This window comes from Kribbella sp. NBC_00382 (genome assembly GCF_036067295.1).
Lineage (GTDB): Bacteria > Actinomycetota > Actinomycetes > Propionibacteriales > Kribbellaceae > Kribbella.
Genome location: NZ_CP107954.1, coordinates 1748785 through 1761869, shown reverse-complemented (window position 1 = coordinate 1761869; position 13085 = coordinate 1748785). Strand labels below are relative to the sequence as shown.

Below are 13085 nucleotides of genomic sequence, written 5' to 3'. Positions count from 1 at the left end.
TCACGCTCCCCAGCGTAGGCCGGGGGTGTTCACCGGTGCGTCCCAGAGACGTACCAGTTCGTCGTCCACTTTCAGCAGGGTGACCGAGCAGCCGGCCATCTCGAGCGAGGTGATGTAGTTGCCGACCAGCGAGCGCGCGACGGTGATCCCGGCGCGGTCCAGCAACTGCTGTACCTCGTTGTACATCAGGTAGAGCTCGAGCAGCGGCGTACCGCCCATGCCGTTGACGAAGGCAATCACCGAATCGCCTTGCTGGTAAGGCAGATCCGACAACACCGGGTCGACGAGCAGTGCAGCGATGTCCTTGGCCGGTGCCAAAGGCAACCGTTTCCGGCCGGGTTCGCCGTGGATGCCGATGCCGACCTCCATCTCGTTCTCGGCCAGTTCGAAGGTCGGCTTGCCGGCGGCCGGTACGGTGCACGACGTCAGCGCCATGCCCATGCTGCGGCCGTTGTCGTTGACCCGCTTCGCCAGGTCGGCGACCTGCTGCAGCGGCATGCCTTCCTCGGCCGCGGCGCCGACGATCTTCTCCAGCAGCACGGTCACGCCGACGCCACGGCGCCCGGCGGTGTAGAGGCTGTCCTGCACCGCGACGTCGTCGTCGGTGACGACGGACAGTACTTCGACCCCGGCGTCGGCGGCGGCCAGTTCGGCGGCCATCTCGAAGTTCATCACGTCGCCGGTGTAGTTCTTCACGATGTGCAGTACTCCGGCGCCCGCGTCGACGGCCTTGGTCGCGGCCATCATCTGGTCGGGCACCGGCGAGGTGAACACCTCACCCGCACAGGCGGCGTCCAGCATCCCGAGCCCGACGAACCCACCGTGCAGCGGCTCGTGTCCCGACCCACCGCCGGAGATCAGCCCGACCTTCCCCGATCTCGGCGCTTCCTTGCGGTAGACGATCCGGTTCTCCAGATCCACCCGGAGGCGATCGGGGTGCGCTGCGGCCATTCCTTGCAGCGCTTCACTCACAACATCGGCAGGGTCGTTGATGAGCTTCTTCATGAGCCCATCTGAGCACACGGAACGCGATTGGGGGAGTCCCTACCGATCGTTGCGAACGGGGTCCTTCGGCTCCAGGGTGAGCGGACCGTACACCGCGGTCAATCGCGGATAACGCTCCGCCATCACGTCGGCACTCTCCTCGAACCGGACTCCGGCCGGCTCCTCCTGGAACTCGACCCCTTCACGCTCCGGCAGGACGTCCCAGATCTCCGCACCGGACAGATCCTCGAACACCATCGCCGCCACAGCGGCGTAGTTCTCGGCGGCGCCCAGCTCCTCCTGGTCGTCCAGCCCGGCGTCGACGATCGAGTCGGGATCGACCCGGAAACGCTCGTACGTCGTACGGCCCTGCGCGATCACCCAGGATCGGAAGTCGGTGAAGGAGTCGTCGCTGACCCAGCCGAGCATCACCGAGGCGGCACCCCAGTGCTCCCACCTGTAGATCCCTCGGCTTGCCTCGGTGAAGGCGGCGTCGAACGCGATGACCTGATCAACGTCGAGGTCGACCAGCGCGTCGCCCAACTGCTCAGCCTGGTCCTCCAGCGAACCGTCCGATGCGTCGCGAGACGCCTCGACGATCGACCAGAAAGTCTCATCCATCGGTCGAACCTGGTCCCGTTCGTCAGTCCTTCGGGCGCAGGAGCGGCCGGACGACCTCGCGGGCGTCGTGGATCCGCGACTTGATCGTGCCCAGCGGGGCTCCGACCTCGGCCGCGATCTCCTCGTAGGAGAGTCCGTAGACGTCACGGAGTACCAGCGGGGTCACCATCTGTGGCCGATCCCGCTCCAGCGTCTCCAGGGCCTCCAGCAGGTCCAGGCGGGTGCCTGCGATCACGCTGGTGGTCCGCGGGTCCGGCCGGTCCATCTGCTCCGGGTTGTGCGCCGCCTGCGCGGTCCGCTTCAGCTTGCGGTACGTCGAGCGGGCCGAGTTCGCCGCGACCGAGTGCACCCAGGTGGAGAAGCTGCTGCGGCCGGAGTACGTGTGGATCTTGGTGGCGATGTTGAGGAGTGCCTCCTGGGCCGCGTCCTCGGCATCGGCGGAGTACGGCAGCACGCTGCGGCAGATCCGCAGGACGCGGGGGTGCACCAGCCTGAGCAGGTCGTCCATCGCGTTCTTGTCACCACCGGCGGCGCGCTCGGCCAGGACGGCCAGGTCGTCGGTCGGACTGCTGCTTTCGCTCATCTGCGCCTTCGTTGTCATGGTCCCCAGAGCGTAGGACTCCGCGTGCACCATAATGCCTTGTATGGGGGTCCCTTCCAGACTAGGTCGGTACGTCGTGCGCCGCCGCCTGGGCTCAGGCGGTTTCGCCACGGTGTGGCTGGCGCACGACGAGCAACTTGACGCCGAGGTGGCGGTCAAGGTGCTGGCGGACAACTGGGCCCATGACGACTCGGTCCGGCGCCGCTTCCTCGAGGAGGGGCGGTTCCTGCGCCGCGTCGAGTCCGAGCATGTCGTCCAGGTCCACGACGTGGGTGAGCTGGAGGACGGCAGGCCGTTCCTCGTACTCACGTACGCCGACCGTGGCACGCTCGCTGACCGGCTCAAGAAGGAGCCGCTCGCGCTGGAGCCGGCCATCGGGGTCATCGTCCAGGTCGGGCGTGGCCTCCAGGCGCTGCACCGGCGTGGGTTGCTGCACCGCGACGTGAAGCCGGCCAACGTGCTGTTCCGTAGTACCGACGATGACGGCGAGCGGGCCGTGCTGTCCGACCTGGGGCTCGGCAAGTCGCTCGACGAGGTGTCGAGAATCACCATGCCCGGCGGGACTCCGTCGTACGTGGCGCCCGAGCAGGCGATGGGGGAGCGGCTCGACCAGCGCGCAGACCAGTACTCGCTGGGAGCGGTCGCCTACGCGGCGTTGACCGGCCGGTCGCCGCATCAGGTCGACGGCCTGGGTGCTGCCGGACGCGTCAAAGCTGCCCCGCCACCCAGCTCATTGGGCTTCACCGTTCCGGACCGCGTCGACGCGGCGATCGTCCGCGCCCTCGACCCGGACCGCGAGAAGCGCTGGCCGGACATCGAGTCGTTCACCCGCGAACTGGTCGGCGGCCTCGACGAAACCACCCAAAGCTTCATCGCCGGAAAAACAGCCGGTACTCCGGCCGCCTTCGCGGCGCTCCTGACCACCGCACCGGTCGCACCGCCCGCCGCCGGGTCGACCTCAGCCACGGACGAGACCGAGGTCGGCGAGAAGACCGCCCTGAGCGAGTCCAACGCCCCGACCATCATCAAACCCGGCGCGACGACCGTCCTGGCCGACGCCGCCGGCAACCCCGTCGCCGACACCGAGGACGCAACGGCAACTACCGAAGGCGCCGCGGCAACCACCGGAGCAGGCGCAACCACCGGAGCAGGCACAACCGCGGGTCGCACAGCCGCAACGGCCGGCGGCGCTGCTGCTGCAACGACCGACGCCGGATCCGCCGGGACCACCGACGCCGTCCCAGCCTCCGCCGGAGCGTCTGCCTCGCGGCCCCGGCGCCGCGGTCGTTGGGTGCTGGCCGCCGTGCTGGCGCTCGTGCTGGGTGCCGGTGCCGGGTTCGGCGTCCAGAGGTACCTCGAAACGACGAGCGGGTTCGCGCAGATCACCCAGGACCACTTCTCGGTCCAGACCCCGCGCAACTGGATGGGCGTGGTCTCCGCCTCGACCTGGCATCCGCCGGGCTCCCAGCAGGAACGTCAGGCCCTGCTGGTCAGCAAGAACACGAACTGGAACACCCCGGACAACGACACCCCGGGCGTCTTCATCGGCCAGCTGGCCACACCCTTCAGCCCGAGCAAGATTCTGGTGGATCCGAAGAAGTACGGCTGCACCACGATCCCCGCTCCGACCACCACGACCGAGGGCGCGACGACCTACCTGGAGCAGATTTCGGAGAATTGCGGGAACGGTACTACGCTGCTCCAGCGAGTAGTCAGCACGGGGAGTGACAACTCGTTACTGATCCAGGTTCAGGTGCCTGGATCCGAGCGCGACAAGGCCGTCAAGGTGGCCGAGTCGGTCACCTTTTCCAGCTGAAGGATCCCCCGTGAGAGTTGTCGTCGCCGAGCGACTCCGTCCGTCCCCTGCCCTGGTCCAGTCGAGCCGCCGCCGCTTCTACCGGCTGCGCACGGCAATCTTCCGCACCATCTGGCCCGCCGACGTCAGCTGACCGCCGTCAGCCGACCAGCCGTCAGTTGAGCGGCGAATCCGACCGCGTCGCCGAGTTCGTGGCGTGGTCGAGGATGTCTTCCAGTGCGGCTTTGTCCTGGGGGAGACCGGTGGCGGCGATCTCGAAGATGCACAGGCCCTCGGGGTCGGCCACCCAGCGAACCATCACGTACCGGACGGACTGGTCCGGTACGTAGGTGTAGACGAGCGTCGCGTTCTTGGTCTCCGGGTCGATGTGCTGCGACTTGAAGGTGAGCATCTGACCTGCCGGGAGGATCTTCAGCTCGGCCATCTTGGCGGCCATCGACGCGGCGGGTGCGCGGGTGATGCTGAAGCCGGCCTCGATCCGGATCCATCGCTTCCGGGCCGGCTCATTGAACCGGACGTACTTCGGGGGATCCTGCACCGTCATGTCCCAGGCGCTGGGAACCCGCATGCTGACCCTTGACTCCACGACGCTGCTCACGGTGAATTCTCGCGTCTTGTAGCGGATGTCATCCGCCTGCAGCGGCTCGGTGTTGTCCGGCACGATGTGCTTCGGCGGCGTGGACGACGGTGTCGAGGAAGGCATACCGGCGGAATCCCCGGGCAGCGGAGCTGCCGTAGTACCGGCTGATGCCTGCTGGTCGGTTGTCATCAACCCAAGCCCGTAGCCCCCTGCTCCCCCGAGCAGGGTGACTGCGAGCAGGCCAGAACCGAGCAGCGCGCGTCCGACACGTCTTCCGGCCACGCCCACCCCTCCTAACGGTCCGCCCCAGATACGTCTATGACACCGTAAACCGGCAAAAGGTTGCCAACGAATTCTCAGCGCCCGATCCCGGTGTGGATCAGTCCCGGATCCGGACCGACGCGGTCGCCTCGGCGAGGATCCGCTCCAGGGCCTTCTGTTCCTTCGGGAGGCCGGTGACGCTCATCGAGATGGTGGCCAGGTCGCCGTCGCCGGTCGCGACGAAACGGACGATCACGTACCGCGTGGTGGCGCCGGGGATGTAGGTGTAGACCAGGGTCGCCACGTTGCGGAGCTTGCCGTCGTCGTCCTTGACCTGGCCCGCGCCCTGGAACAGGGTCTGGACGTAGTTCTGGTACGGCTGGCTCGACTGGACGTTGGCCAGCACGTCCTCCATCGCCTGCTTCACCGACTTGTCGGGGTTCAGCGCGGACTCGACCCGGACGGCCCGTTCACCGCTCGGATCGACGAACCGGACCTCGCTCGGCTTGTCCTTCGACGGCGTGAACCGCCAGCCGGCCGGGATTCTGAGCCCCAGTTTGACCTCGCCGGCCACCTCGCCGCTGACGGTGAAGTTGCGCACCTCGAAGTCGATCTTCGTGCTGACCAGGGCCTCGAGCGGGTTCGGCTCCGGGGTCTTGCGGATCAACGGGACCGATGGCGTGCCCGATGGGGTCGGTCCGGGGGGCGGGGACGTCGCGGCATCAGCCGGCAGCGGTCCGGCGTACCCGCCGGCCGTCACTCGTCCGTCGAACCGTTGACCGCCCAGGTAGCCGCCGGCGCCGCCGAGGAGAGCGAGCAGCACGATGCCGCTCACCAGGACCGGAGCCTTCATCCGTGCACCAGGTCCCAGAAGGCCAGTTCGAAGCGGAGGACCCGGTCGAAGGCCAGTGTCATCGCCGGGGTCAGCGGCTCGCGATCGACCAGCTCGGCCAGCTGTTCGACGTACGCCGCGAACTCCGGTGACGACCAGTTCGCGATGAAACCCGCGTACTGCGTGTCCGCGTCGGTCGTGTCCCGGACGGACGCCCACGCGTCGTAGTACGCCTTCTCGACCGCGTAGAGCACGGTGATCCCGACCGGCCAGCCCTCATCCACCGAGGTGAACAGGTACGCCGAGTAGCCCAGGTTCAGCAACGACGGCTCGGCGGTCAGGTCGACACCACGCTCGGCAGCAGCCGCCTCGAACAGCGCGAGCTCTGGTACGAGCGCGGCCAGACCACCCGCGAGCACCTTCCTGGCCTCGTCGTCGGGTGCCGCCGCGGACAGTGCTTCGAGGTACCGGTGGAACGACTGGACGAAGAAGTAGTCCTCGGCGATCCACCGGTCGAAGGTGGCCTTGGGCAACGAACCGGCGGAGGTCCGGGAGACGAACGGGTGGTCCAGGATCCGCTGCCAGGCTGCTGCCTGCGCGGTCAGCAGGGCACGGGTGGTCTCGGGCATCTCGCCATCTTCTCAGGCAACGCCCGGCGCACTCCTACTGAATCCTTTCAACCGGCAATCGCCGAACCCTTGACAGGCCAACTCGAGACTTCGTAACTTACGCCGAGTGGGGAAATTAACATCTCTTCACGTTTTGTTCACATTCAAGGATGATATTTCCCGCGGGCTCGACTGCCCCGGGGCTCAGGAGGAACCGTGGTATCCGAGATCATCCGTACCCCGCTCAGCCGGCGGCGTGTCCTGCAGTTGATCGGCGGCGCCGCGGCCGTGGGCGCCGCGGCGAGCTGCGGCGGTGGCGGTTCGAGTGGCGGCGGCAGCGGCCCGTTGAAGGTGATCGGCGCGGGCAGCCAGGAGGCCGGTCTGCGCAAGGCGCTCGACGAGTACAAGAAAGCGAACGGCTCGTTCGAGTTCAACCTGTCCTTCTCGCCGGCCGACCAGTTGCAGACCGCGCTCCGGGCCCAGCTCGCAGCGGGCAACGCCCCGGATCTGCATGCCGTCTACCCGGGCAACGGCAGCGCGATGTCGATGGTCCAGCTCAGCAAGGCGAACCTCTTGGCGGACCTGAGCGCCCAGGCCTGGACCCAGAAGATCCCGGCCGGTTTCAAGGGCGCCTACCAGCAGGACGGTAAGACGTACATCTTCTCGCCAGGGACGAGCGTGCTCGGCGCGATCTACAACAAGCCGGCGTTCGCCAAGGCCGGGGTGGAGATCCCGACCACCTGGAGTGAGCTGCTGGCGGTCTGCGAGGCCTTGAAGAAGAAGGGCATCATCCCGCTCGCACTCGGCGCACAGACCCCGTGGGTGACCCAGTTGATCAACTACGCCCTCGTGCCCGGGACCGTCTACGCCAAGGAACCCGACTTCGACGACAAGATGGCGGCCGGTTCCGCGACGTTCGCCGGCTCCGGCTGGGCCGACGCGATGAACAAGTACCTCGAGCTGCAGAAGCGGGGCTTCTTCAACGACAACCCGAACGGTACGACGTACGAGCAGGCCACCTCGATGGTCGGCACCGGCAAGGCGGCGATGGCGGTCCAGGTCTCCGCCGTTCTGCAGGCCTACCGCGCGGCGGCACCGTCACCCGACGACCTGGGCATGTTCCCCCTTCCGGCCACCGACGTCGTGGCCGACAACTGGATCCCCGGCGGCATCGTCGTCGGCCTGGGCGTCAACGCGAAGAGCAAGAAGGCCGACGAGGCGCGCAAGTTCCTCGAGTTCTGCGGGCGGCCGGAGATGGTCAGCGCCTGGGCCGAGGCCATTGCCTGCGTTCCGCTGTACTCCGACGGCGAGGCGAAGGTCGACCCCGTCCTCAAGTCGTTCCTGCCCTACCTGTCGGGCAACAAGGCGGTTCCGTTCATGGACCAGCGGTGGCCCAACGCCGAGGTGCAGCCGACCCACTTCGCCGTGGTACAGGAACTGCTGGGTGGGAAGACCACCGTCGACGGCGCCCTGAAGAAGATGGACGAGGCCTACCGGAAGACCGCGTGACGGCGGTCATCTCGCCACCGGCAGCAGCCCCCCGGGCGCCGGTGAAGCGGGTCCGCCGGGGAGGCCGGATCGCGCCTCCCTGGTTGTTCGCGGCCCCGGCCCTGCTGGTCTACGCGTTGGTGATGCTCTACCCGAGCATCGCCGGAGCGGGCTCTGCCTTCACCGACTGGTCAGGTGTCGGTGAGCATCGCTCGTTCGTGGGACTGGCGAACTTCAAGGCGCTGCTGCACGACGACCAGGCGCTCGGCGCGATCCGCAACACGCTGCTGCTGACCGTCGTGATCGTGGTGGTGCAGACAAGCCTCGGTCTGCTGCTCGCGCTCGGCGTCCACACCACGATCAAGAGCCGGATGATCCTGCGGGTGATCTTCTTCGCCCCGATGGTGGTCAGTCCGGTGATGGTGGCCTTCCTCTGGAAGTACGTCTACAACCCGGCGCCGGACGCGGGCCTGAACGCGGCCCTGGACGCGATCGGGCTCGGCGCGCTGCGGCAGGACTGGCTGGGCAATCCGTCGATCGCGATCTGGTCGGTCGCGTTCACGGTGATCTGGCAGTGCGCGGGCTACTCGATGGTGATCTTCCTGGCCGGCCTTGAGGGCATCCCGCAGGAGCTGCACGAGTCGGCGATGGTCGACGGGGCCGGTACCGTCGCCAGGTTCCGGCACATCACCTGGCCGTTGCTGGCGCCGGCGCTGACGATCAACGTCATGTTGTCGACCGTTGGCGGCCTGACTTTGTTCACCCAGATCATCGCGATGACGAACGGCGGTCCGGGCTACGCCACCGACACGTTGTCGACCGTGCTCTACAAGCAGGCCTTCGTGTTCGGGAAGTTCGGCTACAGCACGGCGGTCGCGCTGGTGCTGGCGCTCTTCGTCGCCGCCGTCTCGTTCATCCAGCTCGCCTATCTGCGATCCCGGGAGACGGCAGCATGAGAACCAGATACCGCCCGCGGACGGCTCTGCTGGAGATCGTGATGGTGGCGCTCGCCGTCGCCTTCCTGTTCCCCGTCTACGCGCTCGTGACGCTGGCCTTCAAAGACCCCGGGCAGATCGCGAACAAGCCGTTGTCGCTCCCGGATCCGCCCTCCGTGGGCAGCTTCGGTACCGCCTGGCAGTCGGCATCGCTCGGCTCCGCTCTGCTCAACAGCACCTTGATCACCGTCGCCAGCGTGCTGATGCTGATCGTGCTCGGCTCGCTCGCGGCGTACTTCCTGGCCAGGAAGGCCGGGAGGCTGAGCTACAGCCTCTACATCCTGTTCCTGGTCGGCATCATCCTGCCGTTCCAGCTGGGCATGATCCCGCTCTACCAGCTCGTCAACAACCTCGGCCTGCTTGGCACGTACCAGGGCATGATCCTGTTCTACACCGGGATCCAGCTGCCCTTCACGGTCTTCCTCTACACGGGTTTCATCCGGTCGTTGCCCGCCGACTACACCAATGCGGCGCTGATCGACGGGGCGAGCCACCTGCAGGCGTTCGTGCACGTGATCTTCCCGTTGCTGCGGCCGATCACGGGCACGGTGCTCATCCTCAACGCCGTCCACATCTGGAACGACTTCTTCACCCCGCTGCTCTATCTGGGCGGCTCCGGCCGGGAGACCATCCCGGTCCGGGTGTTCGCCTTCGTGAACGAGTACACCTCCGACTACGGCCTCGTCGCAGCCGGCCTGGTACTGGCGGCCCTGCCCATCCTGCTCATCTTCCTGATCCTCCAGCGCTACGTCATCCGCGGCTTCGCCAGCGGCCTGAAGGGTTGATCAAGTGACCGAAGATCTCAAGCCCGCAGTGAGGTTGGCCAGGCGCCGATTTCTCACCCTGACCGGCGCCGCCACCGCGGTGGCGTTCGGAACCAACCTGCCGGGCACAGCGCTCGGTAGTGGCGGCTCCGGTGGACTCACCGGCAACCCGTTCACCCTCGGCATCGCATCCGGCGACCCGCTGCCGGATGCGGTCGTCATCTGGACCCGGTTGGCGCCAAAGCCCTATGAGCCACTCGGTGGCGCCCCCTACAAGGAGATCGGCGTCGAGTGGCAGGTCGCCACCGACGAGCTCTTCCAGCGCATCGTGCGGTCCGGCAGGGCCACTGCCCGTCCGGAGTTCGCGCACAGCGTGCACGTCGACGTACAGGGGCTGCAGCCCGGCCGGCACTACTGGTACCGCTTCAGAGCCGATCGCTACCTCAGCCCGAAAGGCAGAACTCGTACCGCGCCCGCGCCCGGCCAGCGGGGCGGTCACCTGACCTTGGGCGTGAGCTCCTGCCAGTCCTGGCCGGACGGCTACTACACGGCGCAGCGGCACCTGGCCGATGAAGACGTGGATGCAGTGGTGTTCCTGGGCGACTACATCTACGAGTACGGCATCGCGGCCGCCGGTGGCCTCCGCAACGTCGCCACACCGGTCCCCAACCAGTTCCGCACGGAGGCCGACACCCTGGATCGCTACCGGCTCCAGTACGCCCTCTACAAGTCCGACCCTGACCTCCAAGCGGCGCACCAGAATGCCCCCTGGATCACGACCTGGGACGATCACGAAGTACAGGACAACTACGCCGGTACCGTCTCCAAGTCCAACGCGCCAGTGGAGGACTTCCTGGTACGCCGGGCCAACGCGTACCGCGCCTACTGGGAGCATCTGCCCCTTCGCGGCCCAGCGCCGCAAGGCCCGAACTACCAGCTCTACCGGCGGCTGAGCTTCGGACGCCTGGCTGAGCTGAGTGTGCTGGACACTCGCCAGTACAGGTCTGACCAAGCAGCTGGTGATGGGTGGAAGGCCGACTCCGATGCCCGCCGCGATCCGGCGCGAGTACTGGCCGGGCAGCAGCAGACCGACTGGTTCCTGCGAGGCCTGGACCGTTCCCGCGCCACCTGGAACGTCCTGGCCAACCAGGTGATCATGAGCCGGATGGATCTCGATCCCACCCCGGCCGACCTCTACAACATGGACGCCTGGGACGGGTACGGCGCCGAGCAGAAGGTGATGCTCGACGGACTCGCTGCCAACCGCCACCGCAACCCGGTCGTGCTGACCGGCGACGTGCATGCGGGATACGCGCTCGACATGAAGCGCGACTTCGCCGACCCCGACTCGCAGACCTACGGCGTGGAGCTGGTGCCGACCTCGTTCAGCAGCGGTGGCAACGGCGTGCCGGTGTCGGCCAACGGGCAGAAGTTCCTCGACAGCAACCCGCACCTGAAGTTCGTCGACGAACGCCGCGGCTATTCGGTGCTGCGCTTCGACAGCTCGCAACTCCGGGTCGACTGCAAGGTCGTGCCCTACATCGACGCACCGGGGGCGCCGGTGTCGACCGTCCGCTCGTTCGTGGTGGAAGCCGGCAACCCCGGCCTGGAGGAGCTATGAGAAACCGCGCGCTCGTGCTGGCCGGCGCTGTCCTGGCCGGCATCGTCGCTGCCGGTATCACCGGTCCGGCCGTCGCGGACCGTTCTGTGCAAAGAGGTCTGAGCCTTTCCGCCGATGTCGAGCAGGTCGCGGTGACCCCGGTGCCGTGTGCCAAGCAGGGTTTCGAGCTCCGCTTCGGCAACACCGGCAAGACCGCCGTGTACGCCGACGCGTTCCTCGATGCCGCGACCCCGCTGACGCTGTCGCGTTCCCTGGTGTCGAGCTACCTGCCTCCCGGCTACACGCTCAAGGTCCCGATCGACGTCAACGCACCTCGCGGTACGGCACCGGGCCGGTACGTGATCACCATCAGAGCGGGTGACCAGAAGCTCACCCTGCCGGTCGAGGTCGGCGAGGCGCCGGTCGACACCACCGGCAACCTCGCTCGCTATGTACCGGTGACCGCGTCCAGCGAGCATCTGCCCGTCTACCCGGCCTGTGGCGCCGTCGACGGCGACCGTGACTCGGAGCACTGGGCCAAGGGCACCGGCTGGAACGACGCCACCAAAGGCACCTTCCCCGACTGGCTGCAAGTCACCTTCGACCAGCCACAGACGGTCGGGCGCGTGGACCTCTACACCCTGAATTCGAAGCAGTACCCGGCAGCGAGGTACGGCTTGAAGGACTGGGACGTCCAGGTCCAGGTCAACGGTGCCTGGCAGACCGTCGCCGAGGTCCGTGGCAACACGGCACCGCTGGTCAGCTCCACCTTCACCCCGGTCATCGCCACCGCGGTACGGGTACTCGTACTGGCCAGCAACGAAGGCCCGACGTACTCCCGGATCGTCGAGTTGGAGGCCTACAGCAACTAACCCGGACCGCCCCCACTCACAAAGAGCCGTTCTCGGGGCGTCGGCACGCTCAGCGGAGTCGTCAGCCGGCCAACCGGAGTGGCTTTGTGAGTGGGGGAAGTCCGGTCGCCCTACCAACCACCCCGGCCACCCAGTCCTTGTCGTACATCACGTCCTCCCAACTGAACCGAAGCAGAGTCCAGCCGCGGATGCTGAGGTTCACGTGCCGGCGGCAGTCCTTGACGAGCGCCTGCCGGGTGCCGTGAAACTCGAACCCCTCAGCCTCGAGAGCGATTCTCAGTCTCGGCTGACCGAGGTCGAGGCGCGCTGAGAAGTCACGGTCGCGGACGGCGTACTGCGGTTCGAATCCTTCGATGCCGGCCTCGATCAGAATCGCCCGCAAAGCTGACTCCAGCACCGACTCGGCCCGATGGTCGGCCAGTGCCACTACCTCCCGGATGCGCCGCCGATGCGCCCCGCGCAACGCCGCCGCTGCGGCGAACAAGTCGTCGGCGTCGACGATGTTCTGGCGCAGAGCGGAATCGGCGATCGCGAGAGCCTCCGCCAGGGGCAGGCTTCTGATGCAGTCGAGAACGGTACGGGTCGGGGTGGTGACGTCGTCAAGGGACGGCGCCGCCGACCAGTGCAGTACACATTTCTGCCCGGTAATCAGCCGGACCTGTCCTCGCGGCACCGTGACATGAGGCAGCGTTGGTGAAGTGATCATCTTCATCCCCCAGTGCTGTGCGGCACTGAGATGAGAAACGACCCCGCGCTGGCTCCGAGCCGCGGTCAACGCAGCCGGAGCCTCCGGAACTGCATAGACCCCCTTCGCCACCCGACGGATCCGGCCGGTCTGCAGCGCGTTCCGGATAGTGCGCGCGGACACGACAGCTCGCAGGTCCGCGAAACCCGCACTCCCGCCTCGCTGCGCCAGCACTTCCACCACATCAGGCATCACCTTATGGTGCAGAAATCCGACGCTGAGCGTCGGCGTTTGTCCACAGGCCCGGACCGCTGCCACTCACAAACCTCCGCGAACGGCCACCTTCGCGGTCGTCCTGAGCGGCCGCATCTGCCAGCG

The 13085-nt window shown here is 67.2% G+C and carries 14 protein-coding genes; 7 read left to right on the top strand and 7 right to left on the bottom strand.

Going from position 1 to position 13085, the window contains the following annotated elements:
- From dhaK to OHA70_RS08780, 3 genes are read right to left on the bottom strand one after another with little or no spacing between them, the layout of a single operon-like run.
- Nucleotides 1-1005 carry a dihydroxyacetone kinase subunit DhaK gene (gene dhaK / locus OHA70_RS08790; RefSeq protein WP_328330455.1) on the bottom strand — a complete coding sequence of 335 codons (1005 nt, stop codon included), beginning with the start codon at nucleotides 1003-1005 and terminating at the stop codon, nucleotides 1-3.
- A 39-nt stretch (nucleotides 1006-1044) separates the two neighbouring features.
- Complete coding sequence (locus tag OHA70_RS08785; RefSeq protein ID WP_328330453.1) at nucleotides 1045-1605, bottom strand: DUF4240 domain-containing protein; 561 nt, start codon at nucleotides 1603-1605, stop codon at nucleotides 1045-1047.
- 22 nt (nucleotides 1606-1627) lie between these two features.
- Nucleotides 1628-2206: an RNA polymerase sigma factor gene (locus OHA70_RS08780; RefSeq protein ID WP_026163541.1), complete on the bottom strand. Its 579-nt coding sequence runs from the start codon at nucleotides 2204-2206 to the stop codon at nucleotides 1628-1630.
- 76 nt (nucleotides 2207-2282) lie between these two features.
- Between OHA70_RS08780 and OHA70_RS08775 the strand changes: the two genes are divergently transcribed.
- The gene (locus tag OHA70_RS08775; protein ID WP_328330449.1) at nucleotides 2283-4022 is read left to right on the top strand and encodes a serine/threonine-protein kinase; all 1740 of its coding nucleotides are present in this window, start codon (nucleotides 2283-2285) and stop codon (nucleotides 4020-4022) included.
- A gap of 10 nt (nucleotides 4023-4032) precedes the next feature.
- Entirely contained in the window at nucleotides 4033-4155 is a 123-nt protein-coding gene (locus tag OHA70_RS08770) for a hypothetical protein (RefSeq protein WP_328330447.1), read from the top strand.
- A 21-nt stretch (nucleotides 4156-4176) separates the two neighbouring features.
- Here OHA70_RS08770 and OHA70_RS08765 read toward each other — a convergent pair whose 3' ends face one another.
- The 3 genes from OHA70_RS08765 to OHA70_RS08755 all read right to left on the bottom strand — a co-directional run bounded on the left by OHA70_RS08765 (nucleotide 4177) and on the right by OHA70_RS08755 (nucleotide 6324).
- On the bottom strand, nucleotides 4177-4884 hold the full coding sequence (locus OHA70_RS08765; protein ID WP_328330445.1) for a hypothetical protein: 708 nt from the start codon (nucleotides 4882-4884) through the stop codon (nucleotides 4177-4179).
- Nucleotides 4885-4981: 97 nt separating this feature from the next.
- Complete coding sequence (locus OHA70_RS08760) at nucleotides 4982-5716, bottom strand: hypothetical protein (protein ID WP_328330443.1); 735 nt, start codon at nucleotides 5714-5716, stop codon at nucleotides 4982-4984.
- Nucleotides 5713-6324: a transcriptional regulator gene (locus tag OHA70_RS08755; RefSeq protein WP_328330441.1), complete on the bottom strand. Its 612-nt coding sequence runs from the start codon at nucleotides 6322-6324 to the stop codon at nucleotides 5713-5715. Before OHA70_RS08755 ends, OHA70_RS08760 begins: the two co-directional genes overlap by 4 nt.
- Before the next feature lie 195 nt (nucleotides 6325-6519).
- On the opposite strand from OHA70_RS08755, the gene OHA70_RS08750 reads away from it, so the two are divergent.
- From OHA70_RS08750 to OHA70_RS08730, 5 genes are read left to right on the top strand one after another with little or no spacing between them, the layout of a single operon-like run.
- Entirely contained in the window at nucleotides 6520-7812 is a 1293-nt protein-coding gene (locus tag OHA70_RS08750; protein WP_328330439.1) for an ABC transporter substrate-binding protein, read from the top strand.
- The gene (locus tag OHA70_RS08745) at nucleotides 7809-8747 is read left to right on the top strand and encodes a carbohydrate ABC transporter permease (RefSeq protein ID WP_328330437.1); all 939 of its coding nucleotides are present in this window, start codon (nucleotides 7809-7811) and stop codon (nucleotides 8745-8747) included. Before OHA70_RS08750 ends, OHA70_RS08745 begins: the two co-directional genes overlap by 4 nt.
- Complete coding sequence (locus OHA70_RS08740; protein WP_328330435.1) at nucleotides 8744-9571, top strand: carbohydrate ABC transporter permease; 828 nt, start codon at nucleotides 8744-8746, stop codon at nucleotides 9569-9571. The genes OHA70_RS08745 and OHA70_RS08740 overlap by 4 nt, the downstream gene beginning before the upstream one ends.
- A 4-nt stretch (nucleotides 9572-9575) precedes the next feature.
- Complete coding sequence (locus tag OHA70_RS08735; RefSeq protein WP_328330433.1) at nucleotides 9576-11171, top strand: alkaline phosphatase D family protein; 1596 nt, start codon at nucleotides 9576-9578, stop codon at nucleotides 11169-11171.
- Nucleotides 11168-12022, top strand: coding sequence for a discoidin domain-containing protein (locus tag OHA70_RS08730; protein WP_328330431.1), 855 nt, complete (start codon nucleotides 11168-11170; stop codon nucleotides 12020-12022). The genes OHA70_RS08735 and OHA70_RS08730 overlap by 4 nt, the downstream gene beginning before the upstream one ends.
- Nucleotides 12023-12083: 61 nt before the next feature.
- On the opposite strand, the gene OHA70_RS08725 is transcribed toward OHA70_RS08730, so the two are convergent.
- Nucleotides 12084-12959, bottom strand: coding sequence for a hypothetical protein (locus OHA70_RS08725; RefSeq protein ID WP_328330429.1), 876 nt, complete (start codon nucleotides 12957-12959; stop codon nucleotides 12084-12086).
- Nucleotides 12960-13085 lie beyond the last annotated feature (126 nt).